Source organism: Achromobacter sp. HZ01, from assembly GCF_003267925.1.
In the GTDB taxonomy this organism is placed as follows: domain Bacteria; phylum Pseudomonadota; class Gammaproteobacteria; order Burkholderiales; family Burkholderiaceae_B; genus Achromobacter; species Achromobacter pulmonis_A.
In genome coordinates this window covers 466,273-492,872 of sequence record NZ_LWKV01000004.1, presented here as the reverse complement: position 1 = coordinate 492,872, position 26,600 = coordinate 466,273, and the positions used below count along the sequence as shown (strand labels likewise).

The 26,600-nt window shown below is 69.4% G+C and carries 28 protein-coding genes and 1 riboswitch; of the genes, 11 read left to right on the top strand and 17 right to left on the bottom strand.

From position 1 onward, the window contains the following. Window position 1: 1 nt before the first annotated feature. From A6B37_RS21940 to A6B37_RS21925, 4 genes are read right to left on the bottom strand one after another with little or no spacing between them, the layout of a single operon-like run. Entirely contained in the window at window positions 2-679 is a 678-nt protein-coding gene (locus tag A6B37_RS21940; protein WP_102775136.1) for a DUF484 family protein, read from the bottom strand. A gap of 3 nt (window positions 680-682) precedes the next feature. Further along, window positions 683-1,594, bottom strand: coding sequence for a diaminopimelate epimerase (dapF, locus tag A6B37_RS21935; RefSeq protein ID WP_102775137.1), 912 nt, complete (start codon window positions 1,592-1,594; stop codon window positions 683-685). A 28-nt stretch (window positions 1,595-1,622) separates the two neighbouring features. Continuing rightward, window positions 1,623-2,513, bottom strand: a complete 891-nt coding sequence (locus tag A6B37_RS21930) for a lysophospholipid acyltransferase family protein (RefSeq protein WP_102775138.1) — start codon at window positions 2,511-2,513, stop codon at window positions 1,623-1,625. 41 nt (window positions 2,514-2,554) lie between these two features. Next, on the bottom strand, window positions 2,555-3,409 hold the full coding sequence (locus tag A6B37_RS21925; RefSeq protein ID WP_111826904.1) for a lysophospholipid acyltransferase family protein: 855 nt from the start codon (window positions 3,407-3,409) through the stop codon (window positions 2,555-2,557). 285 nt (window positions 3,410-3,694) lie between these two features. Here A6B37_RS21925 and metK point away from each other — a divergent pair, with 285 nt between their 5' ends. Continuing rightward, complete coding sequence (gene metK / locus A6B37_RS21920; RefSeq protein ID WP_111826903.1) at window positions 3,695-4,858, top strand: methionine adenosyltransferase; 1,164 nt, start codon at window positions 3,695-3,697, stop codon at window positions 4,856-4,858. Between the two features lie 59 nt (window positions 4,859-4,917). On the opposite strand, the gene A6B37_RS21915 is transcribed toward metK, so the two are convergent. Genes A6B37_RS21915 through A6B37_RS21890 form a run of 6 tightly spaced genes read right to left on the bottom strand, consistent with a single transcriptional unit; the run spans window position 4,918 to window position 9,907 of the window. Next, window positions 4,918-5,955: an Ldh family oxidoreductase gene (locus A6B37_RS21915; protein WP_111826902.1), complete on the bottom strand. Its 1,038-nt coding sequence runs from the start codon at window positions 5,953-5,955 to the stop codon at window positions 4,918-4,920. Next, entirely contained in the window at window positions 5,952-7,142 is a 1,191-nt protein-coding gene (locus A6B37_RS21910; protein ID WP_111826901.1) for a UxaA family hydrolase, read from the bottom strand. The genes A6B37_RS21915 and A6B37_RS21910 overlap by 4 nt, the downstream gene beginning before the upstream one ends. Next, window positions 7,139-7,432: a UxaA family hydrolase gene (locus A6B37_RS21905; RefSeq protein ID WP_111826900.1), complete on the bottom strand. Its 294-nt coding sequence runs from the start codon at window positions 7,430-7,432 to the stop codon at window positions 7,139-7,141. The genes A6B37_RS21910 and A6B37_RS21905 overlap by 4 nt, the downstream gene beginning before the upstream one ends. Beyond that, window positions 7,432-8,394, bottom strand: coding sequence for a tripartite tricarboxylate transporter substrate binding protein (locus A6B37_RS21900; protein ID WP_111826899.1), 963 nt, complete (start codon window positions 8,392-8,394; stop codon window positions 7,432-7,434). The genes A6B37_RS21905 and A6B37_RS21900 overlap by 1 nt, the downstream gene beginning before the upstream one ends. Window positions 8,395-8,406: 12 nt before the next feature. Then, the gene (locus A6B37_RS21895; protein WP_111826898.1) at window positions 8,407-9,420 is read right to left on the bottom strand and encodes a tripartite tricarboxylate transporter substrate binding protein; all 1,014 of its coding nucleotides are present in this window, start codon (window positions 9,418-9,420) and stop codon (window positions 8,407-8,409) included. A 49-nt stretch (window positions 9,421-9,469) separates the two neighbouring features. Continuing rightward, entirely contained in the window at window positions 9,470-9,907 is a 438-nt protein-coding gene (locus A6B37_RS21890) for a nuclear transport factor 2 family protein (protein WP_102775145.1), read from the bottom strand. A 139-nt stretch (window positions 9,908-10,046) separates the two neighbouring features. On the opposite strand from A6B37_RS21890, the gene A6B37_RS21885 reads away from it, so the two are divergent. Beyond that, on the top strand, window positions 10,047-10,943 hold the full coding sequence (locus A6B37_RS21885; RefSeq protein ID WP_168202283.1) for a LysR substrate-binding domain-containing protein: 897 nt from the start codon (window positions 10,047-10,049) through the stop codon (window positions 10,941-10,943). A gap of 22 nt (window positions 10,944-10,965) precedes the next feature. Here A6B37_RS21885 and A6B37_RS21880 read toward each other — a convergent pair whose 3' ends face one another. Then, window positions 10,966-11,889, bottom strand: a complete 924-nt coding sequence (locus A6B37_RS21880) for a LysR family transcriptional regulator (protein WP_111826896.1) — start codon at window positions 11,887-11,889, stop codon at window positions 10,966-10,968. A 126-nt stretch (window positions 11,890-12,015) separates the two neighbouring features. Here A6B37_RS21880 and A6B37_RS21875 point away from each other — a divergent pair, with 126 nt between their 5' ends. From A6B37_RS21875 to metF, 9 genes are all read left to right on the top strand, one after another. Continuing rightward, complete coding sequence (locus A6B37_RS21875) at window positions 12,016-12,999, top strand: tripartite tricarboxylate transporter substrate binding protein (RefSeq protein WP_111826895.1); 984 nt, start codon at window positions 12,016-12,018, stop codon at window positions 12,997-12,999. 16 nt (window positions 13,000-13,015) lie between these two features. Beyond that, entirely contained in the window at window positions 13,016-14,431 is a 1,416-nt protein-coding gene (gene leuC / locus A6B37_RS21870; RefSeq protein ID WP_111826979.1) for a 3-isopropylmalate dehydratase large subunit, read from the top strand. Next, on the top strand, window positions 14,432-15,082 hold the full coding sequence (leuD, locus tag A6B37_RS21865; protein ID WP_111826894.1) for a 3-isopropylmalate dehydratase small subunit: 651 nt from the start codon (window positions 14,432-14,434) through the stop codon (window positions 15,080-15,082). Between the two features lie 9 nt (window positions 15,083-15,091). Next, window positions 15,092-15,994 (top strand): alpha/beta hydrolase, encoded by a 903-nt coding sequence (locus tag A6B37_RS21860; RefSeq protein ID WP_111826893.1) that lies wholly within the window; start codon window positions 15,092-15,094, stop codon window positions 15,992-15,994. Between the two features lie 74 nt (window positions 15,995-16,068). After that, window positions 16,069-16,305, top strand: a complete 237-nt coding sequence (locus tag A6B37_RS21855; RefSeq protein WP_062683348.1) for a DUF1289 domain-containing protein — start codon at window positions 16,069-16,071, stop codon at window positions 16,303-16,305. Window positions 16,306-16,567: 262 nt separating this feature from the next. Continuing rightward, the gene (locus A6B37_RS21850) at window positions 16,568-17,632 is read left to right on the top strand and encodes a glycosyltransferase family 1 protein (RefSeq protein WP_102775150.1); all 1,065 of its coding nucleotides are present in this window, start codon (window positions 16,568-16,570) and stop codon (window positions 17,630-17,632) included. 57 nt (window positions 17,633-17,689) lie between these two features. Next, a riboswitch (S-adenosyl-L-homocysteine riboswitch) is annotated at window positions 17,690-17,793 on the top strand. Window positions 17,794-17,893: 100 nt separating this feature from the next. Beyond that, window positions 17,894-19,312, top strand: a complete 1,419-nt coding sequence (ahcY, locus tag A6B37_RS21845) for an adenosylhomocysteinase (RefSeq protein WP_111826892.1) — start codon at window positions 17,894-17,896, stop codon at window positions 19,310-19,312. A gap of 120 nt (window positions 19,313-19,432) precedes the next feature. After that, entirely contained in the window at window positions 19,433-19,768 is a 336-nt protein-coding gene (locus A6B37_RS21840) for a phage holin family protein (RefSeq protein WP_006389784.1), read from the top strand. 138 nt (window positions 19,769-19,906) lie between these two features. Beyond that, the gene (metF, locus tag A6B37_RS21835; RefSeq protein ID WP_102775152.1) at window positions 19,907-20,755 is read left to right on the top strand and encodes a methylenetetrahydrofolate reductase [NAD(P)H]; all 849 of its coding nucleotides are present in this window, start codon (window positions 19,907-19,909) and stop codon (window positions 20,753-20,755) included. Window positions 20,756-20,933: 178 nt separating this feature from the next. Here the strand turns inward: metF and A6B37_RS21830 are convergent, their stop codons facing one another. From A6B37_RS21830 to A6B37_RS21805, 6 genes are all read right to left on the bottom strand, one after another. Next, entirely contained in the window at window positions 20,934-21,860 is a 927-nt protein-coding gene (locus A6B37_RS21830; protein ID WP_111826891.1) for a tripartite tricarboxylate transporter substrate binding protein, read from the bottom strand. 28 nt (window positions 21,861-21,888) lie between these two features. Next, window positions 21,889-23,046, bottom strand: a complete 1,158-nt coding sequence (locus A6B37_RS21825) for a CoA transferase (RefSeq protein ID WP_111826890.1) — start codon at window positions 23,044-23,046, stop codon at window positions 21,889-21,891. A gap of 2 nt (window positions 23,047-23,048) precedes the next feature. Beyond that, window positions 23,049-23,903: a CoA ester lyase gene (locus A6B37_RS21820; RefSeq protein ID WP_102775155.1), complete on the bottom strand. Its 855-nt coding sequence runs from the start codon at window positions 23,901-23,903 to the stop codon at window positions 23,049-23,051. 10 nt (window positions 23,904-23,913) lie between these two features. Further along, a complete protein-coding gene (locus A6B37_RS21815) occupies window positions 23,914-24,363 on the bottom strand; it encodes a MaoC family dehydratase (protein ID WP_102775156.1) in 450 nt (149 codons plus the stop codon). A gap of 251 nt (window positions 24,364-24,614) precedes the next feature. After that, the gene (locus tag A6B37_RS21810) at window positions 24,615-25,376 is read right to left on the bottom strand and encodes an IclR family transcriptional regulator (RefSeq protein WP_111826889.1); all 762 of its coding nucleotides are present in this window, start codon (window positions 25,374-25,376) and stop codon (window positions 24,615-24,617) included. 56 nt (window positions 25,377-25,432) lie between these two features. Next, the gene (locus tag A6B37_RS21805) at window positions 25,433-26,431 is read right to left on the bottom strand and encodes a tripartite tricarboxylate transporter substrate-binding protein (protein ID WP_102775158.1); all 999 of its coding nucleotides are present in this window, start codon (window positions 26,429-26,431) and stop codon (window positions 25,433-25,435) included. Between the last annotated feature and the right edge of the window lie 169 nt (window positions 26,432-26,600).

Here is a 26,600-nt window from a genome sequence, read left to right as displayed (position 1 = left end):
GCTAGGCCTTGGGGCTGGCCGGATTCAGGCGGTGCAGCGCGGCCGAGGCCAGCTGGGCGATGGACTCCAGGAAGGTGGTGCCCATTTCCGGCGTGAAGCGGGCGGGGTCGTCCGAGCCCAGCACCAGCAGGCCGACGGCCGGGCCGTCGGCTTCCAGGCGCAGCGGCACCAGCGCCAGCGACTGGGGCTTGGCGTCCAGCCAGCCGGCGGCTTCGAAGCCGGTGTCGTTGCCACAGTACGGCGTCTTGAGGCTGTCGGTGAAGGTGCGCACGTCCTGCGAGACGGGCTCGCCATAGCCGGTCGGGGGCAGCTCCGACAGGTCCCACAGGCGCAGCGCCACGTGGTTCAGGTCGAACTGTTCGGCCAGGCCCAGCGCGATCTCGCCCGGCACGCGCTGCGGGTCGCATTCGGACAGCATGCGGCTGCACCACTTGGCCACGTGCGTGCCGATGGTTTCGTTGGCGGTGGCGTTGCGCACCAGCTCGTTGAGGCGCCATTCCAGTTCGCGGTTGCGCTCGCGCAGCGTCATGATCTGGCGTTCGCCCAGCGAAATCGCGCGCGAGCCGTGCGGATGGGGCACTTGCAGCGTGGCGAAGACGTCGGCGTGTTCGTCGAAAAAGCCCGGGTTGTCCTGCAGGAAGACGGCGATGTCCTGGGCGGTGAGAGCGGTATCAGTCATGGCTTATCGGTTCAGCCCCATGGAGAAAACGAGCTTGTCGATGTCGACCTGCCCCGTGTAGACGGATTGCGCCGGGCCGGTCATGCGCAGCTGTTCGCCGTTCCAGGCGACGGTCAGCGTGCCGCCGCGCGTCTGCACGCGCACCGGGGAATCGAGCAGGCCGCGGCGGATGCCGGCGGCGACGGCGGCGCAGGCGCCGGTGCCGCAGGCCAGGGTTTCGCCCGCGCCGCGTTCGAACACGCGCAGGCGGATATTGCCGCGGTCCAGCACCTGCATGAAGCCGGCGTTGACGCGGCGCGCAAAGCGCGGATGGGTCTCGATCAGCGGGCCGAGAATGGCGACGGGCGCGGTGTCCACGTTTTCCACGACCTGCACGGCGTGCGGGTTGGAGATCGCCACCGCCGAAAGCCAGACGCTGCGCGGCAGGCCGGCCGGCGCGTCGAGTTCCAGCTGCCACAGCGTGTCCTCGCCCTCGGGGCGCGAGGCCAGGCCGGCGGTGTCGAAGGGCAGGGCGGCCGGATCGAAGCGGGTGCTGCCCATGTCGACCGTGACCTGCTCGTCGTCGCCTTCGTCCAGGACCAGGATGCCGGTGGCGATTTCGGCGCGCAGCGGATTGCGGTCGGACAGGCCCTGCTCGTGCACGAAACGCACGAAGCAGCGCGCGCCGTTGCCGCAGTGTTCGACTTCGCTGCCGTCGGAATTGAAAATCCGGTAGCGGAAATCGGCGTCGGGCCGGGTGGCCGGCTCGACCAGCAGGATCTGGTCGGCGCCGATGCCGAAATGCCGGTCACCCAGGGCGCGCGCGCGCTCCGGCGTCATTTCGATGGTTTGGCGCACGCCGTCGAGCACGACGAAATCGTTGCCCGCGCCATGCATTTTGGTGAAGTTCCAGTTCATCACCGGATTATCGCCCATTATCGGGGCGCGGGCCGCGCGGCCGGGCTCAGTAGAGCTTGGGCTCGCCCGGCGGGCGCGTCTTGAAACGGCGGTGGACCCAGTAGTACTGGCTGGGGCAGCGGCGCACCCACGATTCGAGTTCGCGGTTCAGGCGGGCGGTGGCCTCCTCCAGCGAGTCCTCGCCCGGGAAGTCGGCCAGCGGCGGCAGCACGTCGATGTGATAGCGGCCGGTTTGCGGATTCCAGAAGCCCACGATGGGCATGACCGCGGCGTTCCACTTCTTGGCCAGTTGCGCGGTGGCCAGCAGGGTGGCGGCCGGCACGCCGAAAAACGGCACGAACACCGAGCCCTGGCGGCCGAAGTCCATGTCGGGCAGGTAGTAGACCGGGCGCGGCGCGCGCAGGTGGCGCAGCAGCTCGCGCACGCCGTCCTTGCGGCTGACCAGAAAGACCTCGTTGAAGCGGGCGCGGCCCGCGGCCACCACCGCGTCGATGTGCGGATCGCTTTGCGGGGTGTACATGGTGGCGCCGCTGGGCACCTCCATGGTGAGCCGGGTGGCGGCGGCGTCGAGCGCGATGAAGTGCGGGGCCAGCAGGATGACCGAGCGGCCTTCGGCCGTCAGGGCGTTGATGCGCTCGCTACCGGTTTCCGTCACCATTTCCTTGATGGCCTCCGGCGTGCCGTACCAGAGCACGCCGCGGTCGACGATGGATTGCGCCAGCGCGCGGAAGTGTTCGGCCAGCCAGCGCTCGCGCACCGCTTCGGGCTGGTCGGGAAAGCACAGTTCCAGATTGCGCCGGACGATGCGCGCGCGCGACTTGGCCAGGCGCGGCGCCAGCCAGCCCAGGCAGGCGCCGATACGCAGCCGGGTCGACGGTTTGGCGCGGCCGAACCATTTCATCAGGGAGACCAGCGCGCGCGTTTTGAAATCAGTCATAAGTATCAGCAGGGAAACGGGCGGGGGGGGCGCGGCGGGATTCAACCCGCCGTGGAGTCCGGCGCCGGCGGCGCCCCGCGCGGCGTCTTGTAGCGGTTGTAGCTCCAGAGGTATTGCTCGGGGCAGCGGCGGATCAGCGTTTCCATGGCGGCGTTGAGCAACGCGGCCTGGGCCTGGGGATCGGCCGGCAGCGGTTCGGGCACGCGCACGTAGTGGATGCGCCAGCCCCGGCCCTTGGGCAGCCGTTCGCCAGCGGTCAGGATGATGGAAACGCCGGTCTGCGTGGCCAGCTTGCCGGGCAGCGTCATGGTGTAGGCCATGCGTCCGAAGAACGGCGCCCACACGCCGTCGCCCACGCTGGGCGCCTGGTCGGGCAGCATGCCCACGGACTCCCCGCGGCGCAGCGCGCGCACGAACTCGCGCACGCCCTGCATGGTGGCCGGCACCGCGTTGACGGCCGAGCTGTTGCGCGCGGTTTCCAGCAAGGGAGCCAGGATGTCCTTGCGCGGCGGGCGGAACATGACCGTCATGGGCATCTGGCGCGCCAGGTAGCGGGCGGTGATCTCGAAGCAGCCCAGGTGCGGCGTCAGGAAGAGGATGCCGCGGTTCTCGGCGCGGGCCGCGTCGACCACCGCGTTGTCGTCCGACGCCACCTTGGCGAGGCTGTCCTCGTTGCGGAACCAGACCCGCGGGCTTTCCAGGATCATGGCGCCGATCTCGCCGGCGGCGCGGCGCGCGAAGGCCGGCGAGGGATAGCCGGCCTGGGCCGCGTTGGCCTGCAGCCGGCGCCGGTACTTCCCGGGCCAGGCGTAGATCGCGCGTCCGGCCAGGCGCCCCAGCGCGTGCGCAACGGGAAGAGGAAGGGCGGCGAATAGTCTGAACAGGAAGAGCAGCATGCGGCAATGGGATGGAGCGGGCAGGGGCGCGCCCGGGGCCGGAGCACGGGCGGGCGCCCCGGCGCGAGCAGCAGAACGGCATTTTCGCTTAAAATAGCGCAGTCGCCGAGTTAACCGACAACTTGCGGGGCGACGGCAGGGGGCAGCGCATGCGCGAGTCCTTTGCCAAATCCGCTAAAGCGTCGCGCCCAGATCAGTCATGCATGCCCCCAGGCATGCGATCCGGGGTGCTACGCGCCTCGTGAACCTATGCGCCGGCCAGGCCGGACACGTAAGGACGCATCTGTGGCCAACAACGACTTTCTCTTTACCTCCGAATCCGTCTCTGAAGGGCATCCCGACAAGGTTGCCGACCAGATCTCCGACTCGATTCTCGACGCCATCTTCACGCAGGACCCCAACGCGCGCGTCGCAGCCGAAACGCTGTGCAATACGGGCCTGGTGGTGCTGGCCGGCGAGATCACCACGACCGCCAACGTCGACTACATCCAGGTTGCGCGCGACACGATCCGCCGCATCGGCTACGACAACACCGACTACGGCATCGACTACAAGGGCTGCGCGGTGCTGGTCGCCTACGACAAGCAATCGCCCGACATCGCCCAGGGCGTGGACCGCAGCTCCGAGGACTACCTGAACCAGGGCGCCGGCGACCAGGGCCTGATGTTCGGCTACGCGTGCGACGAAACGCCCGACCTGATGCCGGCCCCGATCTGGTACGCGCACCGCCTGGTGCAGCGCCAGAGCGAACTGCGCAAGGACGGCCGCCTGCCGTGGCTGCGCCCGGACGCCAAGTCGCAGGTCACGTTCCGCTATATCGACGGCCGCCCGGCCGAAGTCGATACCGTGGTGCTGTCGACCCAGCACGCGCCCGAAGTCTCGCAGGAAACCATCCGCGAGGCCGTGATCGAAGACATCATCAAGCCCAGCTTCCCCGAAGGCCTGATCACGCCCAAGACCAAGTTCCTGGTCAACCCGACCGGCCGCTTCGTCATCGGCGGCCCGCAAGGCGATTGCGGCCTGACCGGCCGCAAGATCATCGTCGACACCTACGGCGGCGCGTGCCCGCACGGCGGCGGCGCGTTCTCGGGCAAGGACCCGTCCAAGGTCGACCGCTCGGCTGCCTACGCCGCGCGCTACGTGGCCAAGAACATCGTGGCCGCCGGCCTGGCGCGCCAGTGCCAGGTGCAGGTCAGCTACGCCATTGGCGTGGCCGAGCCCATCAACATCACCGTCTACACCGAAGGCACCGGCGTCATCCCCGACGACCAGATCGCCAAGCTGGTGCGCGAGCACTTCGACCTGCGTCCGAAGGGCATCGTCAACATGCTGGACCTGCTGCGCCCGATCTACGCCAAGACCGCCGCCTACGGCCACTTCGGCCGTTCCGAACCGGAATTCTCGTGGGAAGCCACGGACAAGGTGCCGGAACTGAAGAAGGCGATGTAAGCCTTCCAGGCCAGGTGAACGCCCTCGCGCTGCGAGGGCGTTTTCATTTCAGCCCGGGCTCAAGGCCACGGCAGCGGCAGGTCCAGGCCGCGGGCGACGCTTTCCAGCTCGCGCGCCACGGCTTCGGGAATGCGCAGGCCGTCGGCAAGCGCGGCCTGCTCGCAGGCCGCGGCGCGGGCGCCCGGCAGGCGGGCCTGCGCCCCGCCGCGCTGCTGGAAGCCCGCGGCCCATTCACGCATGTAGCCGGCAAAGGTAGACGAACCGGCGCGCTGCGGATTCACCAGCCAGATCAGGGTGCTTTGCGCGCCGGCGGCGCCGCTGCGCGGTGCGTGCTGCACTTTCTGGCGCGACTCGGGTTCGCCCCCGGCCAGCGCGCCGGCCAGGCATTCGGCCATGATGGCCAGCCCCATGCCCTTGTGGTCGGCCATCGGCAGCAGCGAGCCTTCCAGCGCGGCCTCGGCGTCGGTGGTGGGGCGGCCTGCGCCGTCCAGCGCCCAGCCGGGCGGAATCCCGCGGCCTTCGCGCGCGGCCAGCAGGATATGGCCGCGCGCGGCCACGCTGCACGCCATGTCGAACACCAGCGGCGGCCCGTCCGGGACCGGGCAGCCGAAGGCGATCGGATTGTTGCCGACCGCGCGCCCCGCGTAGCCCGGCAGGGCCATGAGCGGCGGCGTGCGCTGGACCACCAGCGCGATGTGGCCGTGCTCGGCCGCTAGCAGGGCGTAAAGCCCCAGCGCGCCCAGGTGCCCGCAATCGCGGATGCGGCATATGACGGAGACCTCGGTCTCCAGCATCGCCAGGCCTTCCTCGATGGCGGTCAGGGCGGCCACCTGGCCCAGGGCGCCGTCGGCGTCCACGGTGCAGATGCCGGGGCTGCGCTGCACGCGGATGTGGGGCGTGGGATTCACTTCGCCGGATTGCAGCTTTTCCAGATAGGAGGCCAGGCGCGTCAGGCCGTGGGTGGCGACGCCGCGCAGCTCGGTGCGCACCATGGCGCCGGCGGCCAGCGCCGCATGCGCGGCGCCGACGCCGGCGCGCCGCAGCACGGCTTCGACCCAGCCGGTCATCAGGGACGCGGCAACGATGCGGGCGCTCATGGCTGCAGCTCCGGCGCGTGTTCGCGCAGGTGGCGCATGAAGCCCAGTTCGATGCGCGAGATGGAGATCTCCGTGTCGCCCAGCACTTCGCTTTGCGTCATGCGGCCGGCGGCCACGCGCAGCATGGCCTCGCGCAGCGCGGCGGCGGCCTGCTCCAGCGTCTGCCCGTCCGTCAGGATGCCGCTGACGTCCACGTCGATATTGTCGGCAAAGCGCTGCGCGGTGGCCGGGTTGCCGGTGATCTTGACGGTGGGCGACAGCGGATGGCCCACCGGATTGCCCACCCCGGTATTGAACAGGATCAGATGCGCGCCGCCGGCGGCCAGCGCGGCGATGTTCTCGACGCCCGGCGCCGGCGCATCCATGAACACCAGTCCCTTGCGGCTGGGTTTCTCGCCATAGCCGACCACCTCCTGCAACGGCGAGGTGCCGCCCTTGCGCACCGCGCCCAGCGACTTTTCCTCGACCGTGGTCAGGCCGCCGGCGATATTGTCTTCGCCCAGCGGCCACAGCTGCAGCCCCTGGAACGCGGACAAGGCCTCCAGGCGCGCCACCGCGGCCAGCAGCCGCGCGGCCACTTCCGGGTTGACGGCGCGCGCCGCGAGGCTGGCCTCGGCGCCCACGATTTCGTCGGTCTCCGACAGCAGCACCACCCCGCCGGCCTGCACCAGCCAGTCCGCCACCAGCCCGGTGGCGGCGTTGGCGGTCAGGCCCGAGGTGGCGTCCGAGGCGCCGCATTCGACGCCGATCACCAGTTCGCTCAGCGGCATGGGCGCGCGCTCGATGTCCGAGCTTGCGATCACCAGCGCGGCGGCGGCGCGTATCCCCTGGGCGACCGCCTCGACGGTGCCGCCGGCGCTTTGCACGTCCAGCACCCGCACCGGGCGGCCGGCGGCCGCCACCGCGTCGGCCAGCCGCTGCGACGTTACCGGTTCCAGGCCCACGATGAGCACGGCGGCTACATTGGGATGGGTGGCGTAGTTCAGCAGCACGCGATCGTGCCGCGCCAGATCCTCGCCGAACTGGCCGCGCCCGTAGGCCACGCAGACCGGCACCGTGCCCTTGACCGATTCGCAGATCCGGCGCGCCACCGGATTGACGTTGTCCATCGCCGCGATGACGGCGACATGGTTGCGGATGCCGAAGCTGCCGTCGCCGCGCGGATATCCCCAGATGGTTGCGGTCATGAACGGTCCCCCCTGCCGCGCAGGCTTTCCAGATTGTGCAGATGGATGTGCGCGCCCGCGGGAATGGCGCACAGGGCGCGACCGATGGAAGCGCCGTATTTGCGCACTTCGCCGCCCGCGGCGATGTCGGTGACGGCGAACTTGTGCCCCGACGGGATGGCGTCGCGCAGGATGATCCGGTAGGCGGCGGGGCCGGCCTGCACCGCGATGGCGTCGCCGGCGGCCAGCGCCGCGAAGGCCGTGGCGACGTGGTCGCCGGGGTCGATCAACAGGGCGAGATTGGCTTTCATCATTGAACCTTGTAGCGAAGAATGGCGTTGCGGTAATAAGCGGATTCGGCCTGGAGCGCCTGCGAGAACGCGGCCTGCTGCAGCCCCGTGACCTGCACGCCCAGCGCCTGCAGCCGGGCGCGCACCGGTTCCCGGCCCAGCAGCCGTCCGAATGCGGCGGAGATCCGGTCCACTTCGTCGCGGTCCGCCTTGCCCGGCATGAAGAAGCCATACCAGACCTGCGGCAGGTCCTGCTGCTTGAGGTCCTGCTCGCCGATCGCCGGCACCTGCGGCAGCAGCGCGGACCGCTGTTGCGCCAGCACCGCCACGGGGACCAGGCTGCCCGCGTCGAGCAGGGGCTTGGCCGCCGAATAGCCGACCGCGCCGTATTGCGTGGAGTCCGACATCACGCCGGCCAGCACGTCCGGCGCGCCCTTGTACGGCACGGCCAGGAACTGCCCGCCGATCTGGTGCGCCACGTCTTCCAGCGCGACGTGCATGGGCGTTGCGCGGCCGGGGATGCCGATGGACAGGTCTTGCCGTTTTTTCAGGCCCTGCAGCAGGACGGCCGGGCTGGCGTCGGCGCCCGCCTTGGCCACCACCACCGACGGCACCACGCCGACCTGCAGCACCGGCGTCAGGGCTTGCAGCGGCCGGTAGCCGGGGTCCTTCAGCAGGTGCGGCGCGATCGTGATTTCCTGGTTGCCGCCGGCCAGCAGGGTGGTCTGGCCGGCGGGCGCGTTCATGACCGTGCGGGCGGCGATGGTGCCGCTGCCGCCCGGGCGGTTTTCCACCACTACGGTGCGTTGCAGCTCCGTGCCCAGCTGCTGGCCCAGATAGCGCGCCACCGCGTCCACGCCGCCGCCGGCCGGCAGCGAGACGACGATGCGGATGGCCGGGTCCTGGGCCTGCACGGAGCCGGCCAGCAGCGCCGCGCCCAGCGCCGCCAGGACCGCGCGCCGCCGCTTGTGCGTTTCAGACATGGTGTTCTCCTTTCAGCGCTCGGCGTATGGCTGGGCCGCGCTGGAAAAAAAGCGGGATTCGCGGCGTAGTTCCTCCGCGAACGGCTGCGGCGCCAGGGGCCGCGCCTCCAGCCCCGCGCGTTGCAGCGCCTGCCCGACTTCCGCTTCCTGCACGACCTGCTCCAGTTCCGCCGCCAGCCTGGCGCGCACTGCCGCGGGCGTATGCGCCGGCGCGAACCAGCCGAACCATACCGATGGCAGATGAGGAACCTGGACCCCGCCGGCTTCCTGCACCGTGGGCACGTCGGGCACCAGCGGGCTGCGCTCGTCCTGCAAGACCGCCAGCGCGCGCAGGCGTCCCGTCTGGATTTGGCCGATCACCGTCGACAAGGTGATGGCCAGCATGTCTATCTGTCCGCCCATCAGGTCGGACATGGCCCGGGCGCCGCCGTTGTAGGGAATGTGGTGCACGCGCACGCCGGAGGCCGTGAAGATGCTGTCCATCATCAGGTGCATGGGTGTTCCTATCCCCGGTGTGGCGTACGAGAGCGTGTCCGGGGCCTGTTTGGCCGCGTCCAGCAATTGCCGCAGGCTGGCGCTTTGCGCGCCCTGTTCCCGCACGACCAGCACGATGGGGGCGGTCGCCGTGCGCAGCAAGGGGACGAGATCGGCGTCCGGGTCGTACGGCAGCGAGGGCCGCAGATGGCGCACGATCGTGAGTTCCGGGTTGGTGGCCGCCAGCAGGGTGTAGCCGTCGGGCGCGGCCCGGGCGACGAAATTGGCGCCGATGGTGCCGACGGCGCCCGGATGGTTTTCCACCACCACGGACTGCCCCAGGCGCGCGGCCAGGCGTTGCGCGGTGATGCGTGTGGCCACGTCGGCCGCGCCGGCCGGCGGATAAGGCACCACCACGCGCAGCGGCTGCCCTGGCCAGGGGCGCTGTTGAGCCATCGCCGCGGGCAGCGCGACGGTGGCGCACAGCATGGCCGCCGCGGCGCGCCGCATCCATGCCGCGCGGCCGGCGCCGCTGGGCTTGATTCGGTGCATGTTGTCTCCAGTGTTATCGGTCTATGCGCCGCGCACGCTCGTCATCTGCCTACAGGGTGTCGAATACCGGGCGCACTGTGCGGTGGCGCAGCAGCCATTGCCCGTTCTCCAGGCATAGCTGGTCGCGGTACTCCGCGATGGTTTCCGGCGGCCGCGCGGATACCGGCAGCGCCGGCGGCACCGGTTCCTGGCCCAGGTGCCGGTAGACCGAGACATAGCTGAAGGCCGCAATCCGGCCGGGGCCGGCGGGCTCCAGCAGCACGTTGCTGATGACGTGGCGCGTCAGGCGCTGGACCGGGCGCGTCTTGAAGGACGAGAGCAGCGCCTGGCGGCCTTCGATGCGCTCATTGGGGCGCTGCAGCACGCCATCGACGGCGAACAGCTGCGCGGCCTCTTCATACCTAGCGGCGTCCACCAGCATCGCGAAGCGTTGAATGGCGGCCACGCAGGCCACGTGGTCCTGCGGTGTGATCGATTGCGGATTCATGGTGCGGGCGTCTCCTTTGGCGCTGGCCTTATTTTTGCCGCGTTTTTTCTAAACTTGTCGCCATTGGTCGTTAGAATTTCTAATGTGACCAATCGAATTGCTTGATCTGCACCCGACGATGAGCCGCAAACTTCCTCCCTTGAAAGCACTGCAGGCGTTCGAGGCCGCCGCCCGCCTGCGCAGCTTTGCCCAGGCTGCGCAGGACCTGCACGTCACCCCTGCGGCCGTCAGCCAGCAGATCAAGAGCCTGGAGGAATGGCTGGGCTTCGCGGTGTTCCGCCGCTCGCGCGCGGGGCTGGAGCTGACCGAGCGCGGCGAGACCCTGGCGCCTTCGCTCAAGAGCGCCTTCGACCTGATCCAGACCGCGACCGAGGACGTGACCGGCGCCGAGGCGGCCGCCACGCTGACCCTGAGCGTGCTGCCCAATTTCGCGATGCGCTGGCTGATTCCCCGGCTGCCCGATTTCACGCGGCGCCATCCCGGAATCCAGATCAGGCTGCTGTCCGTGACCCATGCGCTGACCGACCTCTACGACACCTGCGACCTGGCCATCCGCGCCTACGAGCACGATCCGCAGTTTTGCTTCGAGCCGCTGGTCAGCCCCGACATGGTGCCGATGCTGTCGCCGCAGCTGTACCGCCGCGGCGCGCTGCGCCAGCCCGATGAACTGCTGCGCTTTCCCCTGCTGCACATCACCACCTCGCCGGAGGACTGGCCGCGCTGGTTCCGCGAGACGCGGCAAGACGGCGAGCGCCAGCCCGATCCCGCGTTGCTCGCCAAGGGGCACCAGTTCGATTCCTACGTGGTGGCGGTCGAGGCCGCGATCGCCGGCCTGGGCGTGGTGCTGGGCCGGCCCTCGTTCGCGGCCGCGATACTGCGGCGCAAGGAACTGCTGATCCCGTTCGAGCGCCGCATCGCCAGCAACAAGAGCTGGTACCTGGTGTATCCACGCGCCGAGCTGCCGCGCAAATGCCGGGCGTTCCGCGACTGGCTGCTGGAGGCCTGCGCAGTCGGGGCAGGGCTGCCCGAAGGGTGATGGGCGCGGACCGGGGGCGGCGTCACCACACCGCGCCGTCCGAGCCCGGCGCCCGCAGGTGGCGGGCGAAGCGCTGCGCCAGGAATTCGACGAAGGCCAGGGTCTTGGCCGGCAGGTTCAGGCGTTCCGGATACAAGGCGTGGATGTCGGCCGGCGGCGTGCGCCAGTCGGGCAGCACCACGCGCAGGCGGCCGGCGCGCAGGTGCGCGGCCGTCTCCCACTCGGAGCGCATCACGATGCCGTGCCCGTCCAGCGCCCATTCCAGGGCGCTCTGGCCGTCGTTGGAGCTGACCGGGCCGCGCACCTTGACGGTCTCCGCGCGCAGGCCCGATTCCAGCCGCCAGGTGCCGTAGACCACGTCGTTTTCGCGCACCACGATGCAGCGGTGGCGCTGCAGGTCGCCCGGGGCGCGCGGTTCGCCATAGCTCTCCAGATAGCGCGGCGAGGCGCAGAGCAGGCGCCGGTTCGAGGCGATCTTGCGCGCGGTCAGGCGCGCGTCCGGCAGGTCGCCGAAACGCACCGCCACGTCGAAGCCTTCCTCGATCAGGTTCAGCGGCCTGTCGGTCAGGCGCATCTGCACTTCCACCTCGGGGTACTGGCGCGCGAAGTCGGACACGGCCGGCACGATGTGGGCGCGTCCGAAGCCGAAGGTGGCGTTCAGCCGCAGCAGGCCCTGGGGCTGCGCGCGGGCGCTGGACACCGAGCGTTCCAGGGCTTCGAGGTCGGCCAGGATGCGTCCGCCCTCGGCCAGGTACAGCTCGCCTTCCTGGGTGACGCTGACGCGGCGCGTGGTGCGGTTCAGCAGCCGCACGCCCAGGCGCTGTTCCAGCTTGGCCAGCCGCGTGCTGACCGCCGGCGGCGTCAGGCCCAGTTCGCGCGCGGCCGCGGACAGGTTGCCGTGCTTGACCACCAGCGAGAAAAAAGCGAGGTCCGATAAGGCGTCCATGGGCTTATTTATAAATCATATTTAATAAAGCTTTATTCGGATTATTAATTATAAGAATCCAACAGGCCTATACACTGGACTCGCCCATACAGAGCCGCCTATCGCGGCCACACGAGGAGACCAGGAATGAAGATCAACACCGCGGCCGGCGCCTTGTGCGCGGCCCTTGCCGTCGCATCCTGTTGGACCCAGGCGGCGGCCGCCGCCGGCGCGTTTCCCGAACGCGCCGTCACGCTCATCGTGCCGTTCGCGCCGGGCGGCAGCGTGGACATCGCCGCCCGCTTGATCTCCGACGCCTGGGGCCGCGCGCTGGGGCAGAGCGTGGTGGTGGAAAACCGCGCCGGCGCTTCCGGCAATATCGGCATGGCCGCCGTGGCGCGGGCCCAGCCCGACGGCTACACGCTGGCGATCAACACCATGTCGCTGGCCATCAACCCGGCGCTGTTCCAGAGCATGCCGTTCGACACGAAGAAAGACCTGCGCTCGGTGGGCACGGTGGGAACCTCCCAGCACGTGCTGACGGTGACCAACGGCCTGCCGGTGGCCAACGTCGGCGAGCTGCTGTCCTACGTGCGCGCGCGGCCGGCCAACGATCTGAGCTTCGGTTCCGCGGGCACCGGCAGCACCTTCCACATGGCCGCGGAACTGTTCAAGTCCGTCTCGCAGACGCAGATCCTGCACGTGCCGTACAAGGGCGGCGGTCCGGCCATGCTCGACACCATCAGCGGCCAGGTGCAGATGAGTTTCCCGGTGCTGTCCGCGGCCAAGCCGCAAGTCGACGGCAAGAAGCTGCGCGCGCTGGGCGTGACCGGCACGCGGCGCTCGCCGCTGTTGCCTGACGTGCCCACCATCGCGGAATCGGGCCTGCCCGGCTACGAATTCAATACCTGGTTCGTCATCAGCGCGCCCGCCAATACGCCGCAGGCGGTGATAGACACGCTCAACGCCAAGCTGGAGCAGGCGCTGCGTTCGCCCGAGCTGGCGCAGCGCATGGGCAAGGAAGGCTTCGATCCGCTGATCTCCACGCCCGCCAGGACGGACGCGATGGTGGACGAAGAAATGACGCGCTGGGCCGGCATCGTCAAGCAAGCCGGCATCAAGGCCAACTGATTCAAGGATGCAAGACATGCCCGGCATGACGCTGTACGACAAACTGGTGGCCAGCCATGAGGTGGCCCGGATCGACGACGAGCACGTGCTGCTCTACGTCGATCTGCACATCATGAACGAATACACCAGCCCGCAGGCCTTCAGCGGCCTGGCCGCGCGCGGGCGCGCGGTGCTGCGCCCCGGGCAGCAGATGGCGGTGGTGGACCACGTCATCCCCACCCATCCGGTCGCGCCGGCGCTGCGCGTCATCGCCGACGAGGCGTCCTCGCGCCAGGCGGGCAACCTCAAGCGCAATTGCGATGCGCAGCAGATCGCGCTGTTCGACACCACCGATCCGCTGCAGGGCATCGAGCACGTGATCGCGCCCGAGCACGGCATGGTGCTGCCGGGCATGGTGGTGCTGTGCGGCGACAGCCACACCACCACCTACGGCGCGCTGGGCGCGCTGGGCTTCGGCATCGGAACCTCGGAAGTCGAGCACATCCTGGCCACGCAGACCCTGGTGTACCGAGTGGCGCGTAACATGCGCATCCGCATCGACGGCACGCTGGGCCGCGGCGTCACGGCCAAGGACCTGGTCATCTGCGTGGTGCATCGCATCGGCGCGCAGGGCGCGCGCGGCCATGCCGTGGAGTTCTGCGGCGAGGCGATAGACGCGCTGTCGGCCGAGGCCCGCATGACCCTGTGCAACATGACGGTCGAGGCCGGCGCGCGCGCCGCGCTGATCGCGCCGGACGCCACCACCGACGCCTATGTCGCCGCGCACGCGCCGCAGCTGCGGGGCGACATTTTGGCGCAGGCGCGCGCCAGCTGGGCCGGATTGCGATCGGACGCCGACGCCGTCTTCGACGTGGAGCACGTGCTGGACGCCGCAACCATCGCGCCCTTCGTCACCTGGGGCACCAGCCCGGACCAGGCCGTGCCGATCGACGGCGTCGTGCCCGACCCGCAAGCCGAGCCCGACGCGCTCGCCCGCCTGGCGCTGGAGAAGGCCATGGACTACATCGGCCTGACGCCGGGCGCGCCCATCGCGGGCCTGCCGATAGACCGGGTGTTCATCGGCTCCTGCACCAACGGCCGCATCGAGGATCTGCGCGCCGCGGCCAGCGTGGTGCGCGGGCGCAAGGTCGCGGCCGGCGTGCGGGCCATGGTGGTGCCGGGCTCGGGTGCGGTGCGCGCCCAGGCCGAGGCCGAGGGCGTGGCCGCGCAATTGATCGAGGCGGGCTTCGAGTGGCGCCAGCCGGGCTGCTCCATGTGCCTGGCCATGAACGACGACGTGCTGAGCCCGGGCGAGCGCTGCGCCTCCACCACCAACCGGAATTTCGAAGGCAGGCAGGGCCGGGCGGGGCGCACCCACCTGATGAGCCCGGCCATGGCCGCCGCCGCCGCGCTGGCCGGCCGCATCGTCGACGTGCGCGAATGGGAGAAATGAATGAACCCGATGATCGAAGGCGTGGCCGCGCCTCTGCCTTTTTCCAATCTGGACACCGACCAGATCATGCCCAAGCAGTTCCTGCGCATCATCGACAAGTCGGGCCTGGAGCGGGGGCTGCTGTATGACCTGCGCTTCGACGCCGACGGCGCGCCGCGGCCCGATTTCGTGCTGAACCAGCCGGCCTACGCCGGCGCGCGCATTCTGGTGGCGGGGCCGAACTTCGGCTGCGGCTCCAGCCGGGAGCATGCCGTGTGGGGTTTGCAGCAGTTCGGCATCCGCGCGGTGATTGCGCCCAGTTTCGGCGAAATTTTCTACTTCAACGCGGTCAACAACGGCTTGCTGCTGGTCAGCCTGGCGCCAGCCGAGGTCGATGCGCTGCTTGCCCGGGTATCCCATACGGCCGCCAACCGCGTGAGCATCGACGTGGCGGCCGGCCGTGTCAGCGCCGCCGACGGCTGGACGGCCGGTTTCACGCTGCCCGAACGCCATCGCCGGATGTACGCTCAGGGCCTGGACATGGTGGGCGCGTCGCTGCAGCGGCTGGACGAAGTGCAGCGTTTCGAGGCCGGACATTGGGCGCGCCATCCATGGATGAAAGACGTGGCGCGCCGGGTGCGCGACCGCCTGGACGCCGGCCGCGCAGACTGAGGCAGACCCATGACCGATTTCTTCGACCTACCCATCCGCCGCATCGCCGTCGACGGCGTGCGCATCGCCGCGCGCATCGACGGCTCGGGGCCGCCGCTGCTGCTGCTTCACGGCCATCCGCAGACCCATGCCATCTGGCACCGCGTGTGGCCCGAGCTGACGCGGCACCGCACTTGCGTGGCGGCGGACCTGCGCGGCTATGGCGACAGCGACAAGCCGCCGGCCAGCGCCGGCCACGCCGCGCATTCCAAGCGCGCAATGGCGGCCGACATGGCGGGGTTGATGCTGGCGCTGGGCCATGCGCGCTTCGAGGTGCTGGCGCACGATCGCGGCGCGCGCGTGGCGCACCGGCTGGCGCTGGACCATGCCGCGGCGGTCCGGCGCATGATGCTGCTGGACATCGCGCCGACCCTGGACATGTACGAAGGCACGACGCGCGCCTTCGCCCAGGCCTATTTCCACTGGTTCTGGCTGATCCAGCCGGCGCCGCTGCCGGAAACCATGATCGAGCGCGACCCCGTTTTCTACCTGCGTTCGGTCATGGGCGGGCGGCCCGGCGGGCTGGCGCATTTCTCCAAGGAGGCGATGGCCGAGTACGAGCGCGCCGCGCGGCTGCCGGGCTGGGCCACCGGCATCTGCGAGGACTACCGGGCCTCGGCCACCCTGGACCTGGAGCATGACCGCGCCGGCCGCAAGGCCGGCGAGCGCCTGACCCAGCCGCTGCGGGTGCTGTGGGGCGAGCGCGGCGCGGTGGGCAGGAATTTCGACGTGCTGGGCCTGTGGCGCGCGGTGGCCGATGACGTGTCGGGCGGCCCGCTGCCGGGAGCGCACTACCTGGCGGAGGAGTGCCCCGAGGCGCTGATGGCGCAGGTGCGGGCGTTCTTCGGATGGGACGGCGATCCGGCCCCTTAGCCCACGCGGGCAAGCCTGGACGCGGAGTAGGGCCATCCAAAAAGGGACGCACCGTGGATGTTAACCTTCGGCCCATGAATCGCTACACCGTCGACCTCTCCGAGCTGCCCGCCGCCGAAGACGCGCAACGCGCCTTCAAAGCCACCGATTCGCCCTGCGTGGCGGTGTGCTCCACGCTGTTCGACGAAATCTGCCGCGGCTGCGGCCGTACGGCCATGGAAGTCGCCAACTGGGTCTTCATGACCGAGGAAGAAAAACGCGAGGTCTGGGTGCGCATCAAGGCGCAGGGCTATCCGCGCCGCAACAACTAGTGTGCTGTCCCGTAGATACGCCCGTACGAAATTCCCCCCTTGACGCCAGGGCGTCGTTGCAAATCCTCGCGATACCTACGGGTATCGCTGCGGTTTGCGCCTAGCCCTGACGCCAAGAGGAGAAATTTCGTCATGCGGACGCATCTACGGGACAGCCACTAGCCGGGCGTTGCGCGGCCGCAAAGGCCGTCTTGGGCGTGTCACATGGAGCGGGCTAAATCGCGCTTGTCATCCATTTCCGGCCCCCGCCACCGGCTCCATCATGCGCATCGTCCTGGTCACGGATGCCTGGCATCCGCAAGTCAATGGCGTCGTCCGCACCTGGACGACCATGCAGCAGATCCTGAGCGAATGGGGCCACGAGCTGATCGTGGTGAATCCCCAGGGCAGCCGCACGGTGCCCGCGCCATCTGAGCCGGACCTGCGCCTGTGCCTGCAACCCGGCCGGCAACTGCGCCGCATCCTGGGCGAGACCGTGCCCGACGCGCTGCACATCGCCACCGAAGGGCCGCTGGGCCTGGCGGCGCGCCGGCTGGCGCTGGCGCGGGGCTGGCGCTTCACCACCTCCTTCCACACCATGTTCCCCGACTATCTGCAGGCGCGCATGGGCATTCCGGCGGCCTTGCCGTGGCGCTACCTGCGCTGGTTCCACCGGCCCTCGCAGCGCGTGCTGGTGCCCACGCCCACGGTGCGCGACGTGCTGGCGCGGCGGGGGCTGGCCAATCTGCGGATCTGGTCGCGCGGGGTGGACCCGCGCAAGTTCCGGCCCGGCGCCGGCGCGGCGTTCGAAGGCCTGCCCCGGCCCGTGTTCCTGAGCGTGGGGCGCGTAGCGCGCGAGAAGAATCTGGACGCCTTCCTGGAGCTGGACCTGCCGGGCAGCAAGGTGGTGGTCGGCGCCGGTCCGGACGAGGCGCGCCTGAAAAAGCGCTTTCCCGGCGCGGTCTTCATGGGCATGCAGCAGGACCCCGCGCTGCCGGCGCTGTATGGCGGCGCCGACGTGTTCGTGTTTCCCAGCCTGACCGACACCTTCGGCCTGGTCATGCTGGAGGCCATGGCCTGCGGCACGCCGGTGGCCGCGTTTCGCAGCGAGGCGCCGCTGGCGGTGGTGGCGCAGGGGGTGACCGGCGTGCTCGACGAGGACCTCGGCCACGCCTGCCGCGCGGCGCTATCGCTGGACCGCCACGCGGTGCGCGAGCACGCGCTGACCCGCAGCTGGGACGCGGTGGCCTCGGACCTGCTGGCCGCGCTGGTGCCGCTGGACGGCACCGCCCGCGGCGCGCACCTGTTCAGCATGCCGGAGAACGCCGGCCGGCCGGCGCGGCAATAAGCGTCCGTGGCCCCGCGCCTGCTGCCCGCGGCACGGTTCCCGGGTACAATGCTCGGCAATCCTGAGGAGCGTTGCGACGACCCAGCGGTCGCCAGGCTCAGGAATCCTTGTTCAAGCGGCGCGCCCTCGGCGCGGCGCTGCAGCAACGGCGCTCACCTTTGTCGCATATGGCGGAAAAGGCGGGCACTCGACTGTCGTGGTGTATTCGCGTTGTCCGGCCATCTTGCGCGCCGTTCGTATTTCACGTGGAGCCTACACACCATGAACGCTGTGACTGACAAATCCTTCTCCGACTACATCGTCGCCGACCTGTCGCTGGCCGGCTGGGGCCGCCGCGAGCTGGCCATCGCCGAAACCGAAATGCCCGGCCTGATGGCCATCCGCGAGGAATTCGCGGCCCAGCAGCCGCTCAAGGGCGCCCGCATCGCCGGCAGCCTGCACATGACCATCCAGACCGGCGTGCTGATCGAAACGCTGGTGGCCCTGGGCGCCGAAGTGCGCTGGGCTTCGTGCAACATCTTCTCCACGCAGGACCACGCCGCCGCCGCCATCGCGGCCTCGGGCACGCCGGTCTTCGCCGTCAAGGGCGAGACGCTGGAAGAGTACTGGCAGTACACCCACAAGATCTTCGAATGGCCCAACGGCCAGCACGCCAACATGATCCTGGACGACGGCGGCGACGCCACCTTGATGCTGCACCTGGGCACCAAGGCCGAGAAGGACATCTCGGTGCTGGCCAACCCGGGCAGCGACGAAGAGCGCATCCTGTTCGCCGCCATCAAGGAAACGCTGCAACGCGATCCCAAGTGGTATTCGACGCGCCTGGCCCAGATCAAGGGCGTGACCGAGGAAACCACCACCGGCGTGCACCGCCTCTACCAGATGTCGCAGAAGGGCGAACTGGCCTTCGCCGCCATCAACGTCAACGACTCGGTCACCAAGTCCAAGTTCGACAACCTGTACGGCTGCCGCGAATCGCTGGTCGACGGCATCAAGCGCGCCACCGACGTGATGGTCGCGGGCAAGATCGCGGTGGTGGCCGGCTACGGCGACGTGGGCAAGGGCTGCGCCCAGGCGCTGGCCGCGCTGCGCGCCCAGGTCTGGGTCACCGAGATCGACCCGATCTGCGCCCTGCAGGCCGCCATGGAAGGCTTCAAGGTCGTGACCATGGAAGAGGCCGCCGCGCACGGCGACATCTTCGTCACCGCTACGGGCAACTACCACGTCATCACGCGCGAGCACATGAACGCCATGAAGGACCAGGCCATCGTGTGCAACATCGGTCACTTCGACAACGAAATCGACGTCGCCAGCCTGGCCGACTGCAAGTGGGAAGAGATCAAGCCGCAGGTCGACCACGTCATCTTCCCGGACGGCAAGCGCATCATCCTGCTGGCCCAGGGCCGCCTGGTGAACCTGGGTTGCGCCACCGGCCACCCGTCGTTCGTGATGTCCTCGTCGTTCGCCAACCAGACGATCGCCCAGATCGAGCTGTACACGCGCAACGAGGCCTACAAGTCGGGCGAAGTCTACGTGCTGCCCAAGCACCTGGACGAGAAGGTCGCGCGCCTGCACCTGAAGAAGCTGGGCGTGAAGCTCACCACCCTGCGCCAGGAACAGGCCGACTACATCAGCGTGCCGGTCGAAGGCCCGTACAAGCCCAACCACTACCGTTATTGAGGGTTGTAGCAAAATAGGGGAAGTACCGCGCCATGTCGGCGCGGGCTTACCGGTCCGCAGCTCCCTCTCGCGACCGCATTGCGGCCGCGAGGCCGGCGGACCCAACACAGGAGGTCGAACATGGCATTGATACTCGTCTGGATCCTGAACGCGGTGGCCCTGCTGGCGGTTGCCTATCTGCTGCCCGGCATCACCGTGGCCAGCTTCGGTTCTGCACTCATCGCCGCGCTGGTGCTGGGCCTGGTCAACATGCTGGTCAAGCCGGTGCTGGTGCTGCTGACGCTGCCCATCACGATCGTCACGCTGGGCCTCTTCCTCATCGTCATCAACGCCTTGTTGTTCTGGTTCGTCGGCTCCGTGCTGAAGGGCTTCCAGGTCAACGGGTTCTGGTGGGCCGTGGGCGGTGCGATCCTGTACAGCATCATCTCGGGCCTGCTCACCAAGCTGATCCCCTAGAGTCGATCCCACCCCCGAGCGCTGCGCGCTCCCCCTCAAGGGGGCATGCCGGCGGACCGGCGAAGCCGGCTCCGCGGCATCCCGGTGGGGCGCACCCGGTTCATGCGGGACGCGTAGTGCTTATAGATAACTGCTGATATGTCCGATTCGATTTCTCCCGCTTTCAGTCTGGAATTTTTCCCCCCGCGCGACCTGGCCGGCCAAGAACGGCTGGTGCGCGCGGCCAAGCAGATGCTGGCCATCCAGCCCAAGTACGTCAGCGTGACGTTCGGCGCGGGCGGCTCCACGCGTGCGGGCACGGCGGACGCCGTGCGCACGCTGCGCAACCTGGGCTGCGATGCGGCGCCGCACCTGTCGTGCGTCGGCGCCTCGCGCCAGGACCTGCGGGACATCCTCCAGGCCTACAAGAGCGAAGGCGTGCGGCGCGTGGTCGCCCTGCGCGGCGACCTGCCCTCGGGCATGGGCGGCGATGCGGGCGAACTGCGCTACGCCAACGAACTGGTGACGTTCATCCGCGAGGAGACCGGCGACTGGTTCCACATCGAAGTGGCGGCCTATCCCGAAATGCATCCGCAGGCGGCCAACCCCTCGGCCGACCTGGACCATTTCGTGCGCAAGGTGCGGGCCGGCGCCAATGCCGCCATCACGCAGTACTTCTTCAACGCCGACGCCTACTTCGACTTCGTCGACCGGGCCCAGGCCAAGGGCGTGGACGTGCCCATCGTGCCGGGCATCATGCCCATCACGAACCACACGCAGCTGCTGCGCTTTTCGGAAATGTGCGGCGCGGAAGTGCCGCGCTGGATCCGCCTGCGCCTGGCGGAGTTCGGCGACGACAAGGCCTCCATCCGCGCCTTCGGCGTGGACGTGGTGACCGAGCTGTGCCAGACGCTGCTGGACAACGGCGCGCCGGGCCTGCATTTCTACACCCTGAACCACGCCGAAGCGCCGATGGCGGTGTGGCGGGAATTGTCGCTGCAGGGATGAGGGCGGGGGCTTTGGGCGCCTGATGGGTTCCGCGCGCTCGAGCCTTGATTTCTTGTGTCGAATATCTCGCGCTGCACCCATCCTACGGCCTCACCACCGTAGGATGGGCGCAGCGCGAGAACGCTTGGGCAAGAACACGAATATCGAACGCGCGTAGCCCATCGGCCCCCCGGGCCGCCTATTCCGGCTGAATCCCCGCCTGGCGGATCTGCTCGCCCCAGGCTTCATACTGCGACCGGACGAATTGTTGCAAAGGCTCGCCGACCGCCAGGTCCGGCTCCATGCCCATCGCGCGCAGCCGTTCCTGGACGGCGGCATCGCGCATCGTCGCGCTCAACTGGTCGGCCCACCACTTGGCCGCCTCGGGCGCCAGGCCGGCCGGGCCGGCCACGCCGATCCAGCCGGTCAGGTCCAGGCTGCCCATGCCCAGCTCGCCGGCCGTGGGCACCGCGGGCAGAATGGTCGAGCGCTTGCTGGAGACCAGCGCCACGGCGTTCAGGTTCTGCGCGCGGATCTGCGGCAGCACCGCGCCCAGGTCGGCCGCCACGAAATCGATGCGCCCGCCCAGCACCTCGGCGCCGGCGGCGCGGCTGAAGGCGGCCGCGACCACCTGGCCGGTGCCCGAGCCGTAGCCGCTGGTCACCGACTGCGGCTTCTGCCTGGCCGCCGCCACCAGCTGGCGCGCGTCGCCGTACGAGCCGCTGGCGCGCGTGACGATCACCACGTCGAACCGGACCACCCGGCCCACCTGGGTGAAGTCCTTGATCGCGTCATAGCGCTGGAACGCCTTGGACAGGTAGGGGCCCGAGGAACTGGTGGCGCTGGAGCTGGGCATCATGGTGTAGCCGTCGGGCGCGGCCCGGGCCACGGCGTCCACGCCCAGCACGCCTAGGGCGCCCGGCTTGTTCTCGACGACGATCTGTGCGCCGGTGCGGGCGCGGATGTCGTCGACCACCACGCGCGAGACGTTGTCGATGGTGCTGCCGGCCGGAAAACCGACGATGAAGCGTATGGGCTTGTCGGCCTGCGGGTAGCCGCCGGCGGCGGCCAGCGCGGGCACGCAGAGCGCGGCCGCCGCCAGGGCGGCTCGGATCGGGTTGTGCATGGTTGTCTCCTCTGTTTCTTTGTGCGGGTCAGCGAGCTTGGCCGGCGCGCGCCAGCGCCAGGATCTCGTCGGTGTGTTCGCCCAGCCCCGGCGGATGCCGGCGGATCTCGCCCGGCGTGCGGCTGAACCTGACGGGCAGGCCGGCCTGGATCAGGCGTCCTTCTGTGGGATGCTCCGATTCATGCCAGAAGCCGGTGGCCTTGAGATGGGGGTCGGCCAGCAGCTCCTCGAAGCCATTGACCGGCGCGAAGGGGATGTCGGCGCTGGCCAGCAGTTCGGTCCATTGCCCGGTGCTGCGTTCGGCCAGCACCGTCTCCACGTAGCGGTACAGCTCCGGGAAATGGCGGCTGCGGCTGTTGAGGGTCTGGTAGCGCGGATCCTGCGCCATCTCGGGATGGCCGGTCAGGTCGAAAAAGCGCTGCCATTGCGGGGTGGTGTAGGGCACCACGCTCATGTAGCCGTCGCGCGTGCGGAACGGGCGGCGGTATTCGTTGAGCAGGCGCGTGTAGCCCGCCGGGCCCTCGGGCGGCACGAAGGTCAGGCCGGCCAGATGTTCCGGCGCCAGGAAGGCCACCATGCATTCGAACATCGGCACCTCGACCGCCTGGCCGCCGGCGCCGCGTTCGCGCGCCAGCAGCGCGCTGGTCACGGCGTTGGCCACGTACAGGGCCACCACCTTGTCGGCGACCACCGAATTGACGTAGCAGGGCGCGCCGGCGCCCGCGCCGCCTTGCAGCCAGGCCATGCCCGAGGCCGCCTGGATGGTGTCGTCGATGGCGGCCCGTCCGGCGTACGGGCCGGCTTCCGAATAGCCGTAGCAGGCGCAATACACCAGCTCGGGAAAGCGCGCCGCCAGCGTCGCGTAGTCCAGGCCCAGGCGGCGCATGGCGGGCGCGCGCATGTTGGAGATGAACACGTCGGCCCCGCCGATCAGCGCGTCCAGCTGCGCGCGGCCTTCGGCGGTCTTGACGTCGATCACCGCGCTGCGCTTGTTGCGGTTGAGGTTGAGGTGGGTGTGGCTCATGGCGGCATGGCGCTGCGGCGTGACGTGGCGGAACACGTCGCCTTCGGCGGACTCGATCTTGATCACGTCGGCGCCCATGTCGCCGAGCATCTGGGTGGCCATGGGCCCCATGCCCACGCTGGTCATGTCGATGACGCGTATGCCGTGCAGCGGTCCGGGCATGCTCAGTCCTCCCCCAGCAGGCGGCGCGCCAGGCGCAGGTGCGGCCGGTCGATCATCTTGCCGTCCAGCCGCAGCGTGCCCGCGCCGGGATGCTGCGCGAACGCATCGATCACGGCCCGCGCCCATTGCAGCTGCTGCGCGTCGGGCGTCAGCGCGGCGTTGACGGCGTCGACGTGGCGCGGATGGATCGCCATCTTGCCAACGAAGCCGTCGCGGAAAGCCTCGCGGGACTCGTCGGCCAGCACGTCAGGCGCGTCCAGGTCCACGCAGACCGTGTCGATGGCGCGCACGCCGGCGGCCGCCGCGGCCATCAGGCACAGCGAGCGCGCCAGCCGGAACGGTTCGGTATAGCGGCCGGCATCGCGGTTGCGCAGCGCGCCCACGTCGGCGGCCAGGTCTTCCCCGCCCCAGGACAGGCCCCACAGGCGGGCGGTGGCGTCGCGGTAATCGTGCAGCCCGAACAGCGACTGCGCGGTTTCGGTGACGATGGCCAGGATGCGGGTCGCGCCGGCGGCGGCGCCCGCGGCCGCCTCGAACGCGTCCAGGTAGTGCGCAAGCTGGCGCATGTCTTCGCGGCTGCGGCACTTGGGCAGCACGATGCCGCAGGGAGCGGCCGGCATCACGGCCGCCAGGTCGGCCAGCGCAGCGCCGCTGTCCAGCGCGTTGATCCGCACCCACAGGGACTTGCCGGCCGCGCCGCGTTCCAGCATGGCGCGCACCTGGGCGCGGGCTTCGGCTTTCTGGTCCGGCGCGACGGAATCCTCCAGGTCCAGGATCAGCGCGTCGGCCGCGCTGGCGGCGGCATGCTCGAATTTGCGCGCGGAATCGCCGGGCACGAAGAGCAGGGATCGGGTCATGGCGAGCCTCCTAGGGCTGCTTGCGCATCAGGGCCGAGCGCTTGCAGGTGGCGACCACTTCGTCGCGGTGGTTCAGGGCGGTGTGCTCGAACTCGACGATGCCCGCGTCCGGGCGCGAGCGGCTCTCGCGCATGGAGAGCACGCGGGTGCGCACATGCAGCGTGTCGCCGGCGAAGACCGGCTTGGGGAAATTCACGTCGGTCATGCCGAGGTTGGCCACCGTGGTGCCCAGCGTGGTGTCGTTGACCGTCATGCCGATCAGCAGGCCCAGCGTGAACAGGCTGTTGACCAGCGGCTTGCCGAATTCGGTCTTCGCGGCGAAATGCGCGTCCAGGTGCAGCGGCTGCACATTCATCGTCAGCGAGCTGAACAGCACGTTGTCCATCTCGGTCAGGGTGCGGGTCCAGGCATGATCGAAAGCCTGTCCGACGGAAAACTGTTCGTAATAGAGGCCAGCCATGTTTCTTCCTTCTGGGGGAGAGCGCCGGGCGCCAGCCCGGTTCCGGAGTCGCCGCAACAGAGGGATTCCGTCGGCGTTCTTACTCTTGAACAAAAGTTTATAGTCATGAACGCGTGTCGGCAACGCCCGGGCCTAGGCGTAAACCCGCATGGCGTCGCCGCGGGCCTGGCGGGCGGCCGCGGGAATCCGGGGAAGGAAAGGGGGGAAACCGCGCCCGGGAACCGGGCGCGGGCAGCGGCAGGGGAAAAGCCCTACCGGGCGAGCGGGGCGGGGGTGTCGATGCGCTGGGCCAGCTGGCGGCTGGCGGCCAGCAGGGTCTGGCCGATGGCGTCGGCCTTGGCCGCCGACCGGTCCAGCGGCGCGCCCACGACCAGCGCCAGCACCGTGCCGTACAGCATCAGGGGGGCGGCGACCGACAGCGTGTCGGCCTGGTGTTCCGCCAGGTTCACGTGCCAGCCGCGCTCGGCCTCGGACGCGATCAGGCGCAGCAGCTGCTTGTGGGTCTTGACGGTCTGGCTGGTGTAGCGGTCCAGGCTCAGGCGCGCAGCCAGCGCCTCGCGCTCGGCGGGCGCCATGGCGCCCAGCAGGGCGCGTCCGGAGGCCGAGGCGTGCAGCGGCTTGCGCTGGCCGGCCTTGGCCGTGAACCGCACGATGCGTTCGGGTTCGACGACGTCCAGGTAGACCACGTGATCGCCGGCGCGCTGCGCCAGGATCAGCGTCTCGCCCAGCTCGTCGCGCAGCGCTTCCAGCGTGGGCCGGATGCGCGTGGTCAGCTGGTCATGTTCGGCCACCGTGCTGGCTTCGTTCAGCCAGCGCCGGGTCAGGTAATAGCGACCCGCGGTCTGGTGCGCATAGCCATCGCCTTCCAGCGTGTCGAGCAGGGCCAGGCAGCTGGATTTGGGTATGCCCAGCCCCGCCGAAATCTGCGACAGGGTGGCGGGCGCCTGGGTGGCGGCGAAGAACTGCAGGATGTCCAGCACCCGCCGGGCGCTTTTTACGTCGTTCGTACTCATGCACGGCAATATATATTCATGAACGGGCACCGGCAACCGCCGCTGCCCGCCGTGCTTCAGTCGGCGTATACCCCCGCCTTGCGGATCACGCCGCCCCACTTGTCGACCTCGCTCTTGAGCCAGGTCTGCAGGCCTTCGGGGGTCTGCTTGGATTCCGGCACGATCTCGGCGCCCAGCTCGGCCATCTTCTGCGTGAAGGCCGGGTCCTTGAGGGCGGCGCGCAGGGCCGCGTTGAACTTGGCGATGGCCTCGGGCGGCGTGCCCTTGGGCGCGTAGACGCCGTGCCACACCTTGACCTCGAAGCCCTTCAGGCCGCTTTCCTGCAAGGTCGGCGCATCGGGCAGCGTCTTGATGCGTTCCAGCGTGGTGACGCCGTACAGCTTCACGCGGTCGGCCTTGATCTGCGGAATGGTCTGCGTGGTCTGGTCGCACAGCACGTCGACCTGGCCGCCCAGCAGCGCGGTCATCGCCGGCGCGGTGCCGGCGTAGGGCACGGTGGTGAACTGCACGCCCAGCGATTCCTGCAGCAGCATGCCGCAAAGCTGCGACACGGCGCCCAGGCCGGCATTGGCCAGGTTGATCTTGTTGCCGTTTTCGCGCGCGTACTTGATGAAGGCCGGCATGCCGTCGGCCGGCAGGTCCTTGCGGCCCAGCAGCGTCATGGGCACGTCGGCCACCTGGCCGACATAGGCGAAGTCGGTCAGCGGATTGAACGACAGCTTGCGGTACAGCGCCGGCGCGGTGGCCATGCCGTTGTGATGGATCAGGAAGGTGTAGCCGTCGGGCGCGGCGCGCGCCACGTGCTGCGAGGCCAGCGTGCCGCCGGCGCCCGTGCGGTTCTCGATGACGATGCTCTGGCCCAGCGTCTTGGCCATGGATGCGCCCAGGCTGCGCGCGACTACGTCGGTGGGTCCGCCCGCGGCGAAGGGCACGACCAGCGAAATCGGATGGTTGGGATAGGCGCCTTGCGCGGCCGCATTGCCGGCCGCCAGGCACGAAAGGGCCAGGACCGGCCAGGCGGCGCGTCGGGCCGCGCGCATGAAAATAGGGGGCATGTCTCGCTCCTCGTGGTTTTATCGGGGGCCCCCAGGGCAAAGCATGACGGGCCATGGCCAGTGTGGCCCACCCGCGGCCGGATGAGAATTCGCGGTTCTGCAAGCCGGGTTTCGGTAGCTGGAAAGGAGGGTTTATACGGAAATGACGTGCCGCATGGAGTGGTACGGG

Bases quoted from the DNA above. Each gene is read 5' to 3' on its own strand.
- A6B37_RS21930 (WP_102775138.1), bottom strand. From the start codon at position 2,513: ATGACTGATTTCAAAACGCGCGCGCTGGTCTCCCTGATGAAATGGTTC.
- A6B37_RS21900 (WP_111826899.1), bottom strand. From the start codon at position 8,394: ATGTCTGAAACGCACAAGCGGCGGCGCGCGGTCCTGGCGGCGCTGGGC.
- leuC (WP_111826979.1), top strand. From the start codon at position 13,016: ATGCCCGGCATGACGCTGTACGACAAACTGGTGGCCAGCCATGAGGTG.
- A6B37_RS21825 (WP_111826890.1), bottom strand. From the start codon at position 23,046: ATGCCCGGACCGCTGCACGGCATACGCGTCATCGACATGACCAGCGTG.
- dapF (WP_102775137.1), bottom strand. From the start codon at position 1,594: ATGGGCGATAATCCGGTGATGAACTGGAACTTCACCAAAATGCATGGC.
- leuD (WP_111826894.1), top strand. From the start codon at position 14,432: ATGAACCCGATGATCGAAGGCGTGGCCGCGCCTCTGCCTTTTTCCAAT.
- A6B37_RS21875 (WP_111826895.1), top strand. From the start codon at position 12,016: ATGAAGATCAACACCGCGGCCGGCGCCTTGTGCGCGGCCCTTGCCGTC.
- A6B37_RS21805 (WP_102775158.1), bottom strand. From the start codon at position 26,431: ATGCCCCCTATTTTCATGCGCGCGGCCCGACGCGCCGCCTGGCCGGTC.
- A6B37_RS21830 (WP_111826891.1), bottom strand. From the start codon at position 21,860: ATGCACAACCCGATCCGAGCCGCCCTGGCGGCGGCCGCGCTCTGCGTG.
- A6B37_RS21915 (WP_111826902.1), bottom strand. From the start codon at position 5,955: ATGAGCGCCCGCATCGTTGCCGCGTCCCTGATGACCGGCTGGGTCGAA.
- metF (WP_102775152.1), top strand. From the start codon at position 19,907: ATGTCCGATTCGATTTCTCCCGCTTTCAGTCTGGAATTTTTCCCCCCG.
- A6B37_RS21905 (WP_111826900.1), bottom strand. From the start codon at position 7,432: ATGAAAGCCAATCTCGCCCTGTTGATCGACCCCGGCGACCACGTCGCC.
- A6B37_RS21860 (WP_111826893.1), top strand. From the start codon at position 15,092: ATGACCGATTTCTTCGACCTACCCATCCGCCGCATCGCCGTCGACGGC.
- A6B37_RS21810 (WP_111826889.1), bottom strand. From the start codon at position 25,376: ATGAGTACGAACGACGTAAAAAGCGCCCGGCGGGTGCTGGACATCCTG.
- ahcY (WP_111826892.1), top strand. From the start codon at position 17,894: ATGAACGCTGTGACTGACAAATCCTTCTCCGACTACATCGTCGCCGAC.
- A6B37_RS21855 (WP_062683348.1), top strand. From the start codon at position 16,069: ATGAATCGCTACACCGTCGACCTCTCCGAGCTGCCCGCCGCCGAAGAC.
- A6B37_RS21940 (WP_102775136.1), bottom strand. From the start codon at position 679: ATGACTGATACCGCTCTCACCGCCCAGGACATCGCCGTCTTCCTGCAG.
- A6B37_RS21840 (WP_006389784.1), top strand. From the start codon at position 19,433: ATGGCATTGATACTCGTCTGGATCCTGAACGCGGTGGCCCTGCTGGCG.
- A6B37_RS21880 (WP_111826896.1), bottom strand. From the start codon at position 11,889: ATGGACGCCTTATCGGACCTCGCTTTTTTCTCGCTGGTGGTCAAGCAC.
- A6B37_RS21850 (WP_102775150.1), top strand. From the start codon at position 16,568: ATGCGCATCGTCCTGGTCACGGATGCCTGGCATCCGCAAGTCAATGGC.
- A6B37_RS21815 (WP_102775156.1), bottom strand. From the start codon at position 24,363: ATGGCTGGCCTCTATTACGAACAGTTTTCCGTCGGACAGGCTTTCGAT.
- A6B37_RS21910 (WP_111826901.1), bottom strand. From the start codon at position 7,142: ATGACCGCAACCATCTGGGGATATCCGCGCGGCGACGGCAGCTTCGGC.
- A6B37_RS21890 (WP_102775145.1), bottom strand. From the start codon at position 9,907: ATGAATCCGCAATCGATCACACCGCAGGACCACGTGGCCTGCGTGGCC.
- A6B37_RS21895 (WP_111826898.1), bottom strand. From the start codon at position 9,420: ATGCACCGAATCAAGCCCAGCGGCGCCGGCCGCGCGGCATGGATGCGG.
- A6B37_RS21925 (WP_111826904.1), bottom strand. From the start codon at position 3,409: ATGCTGCTCTTCCTGTTCAGACTATTCGCCGCCCTTCCTCTTCCCGTT.
- A6B37_RS21820 (WP_102775155.1), bottom strand. From the start codon at position 23,903: ATGACCCGATCCCTGCTCTTCGTGCCCGGCGATTCCGCGCGCAAATTC.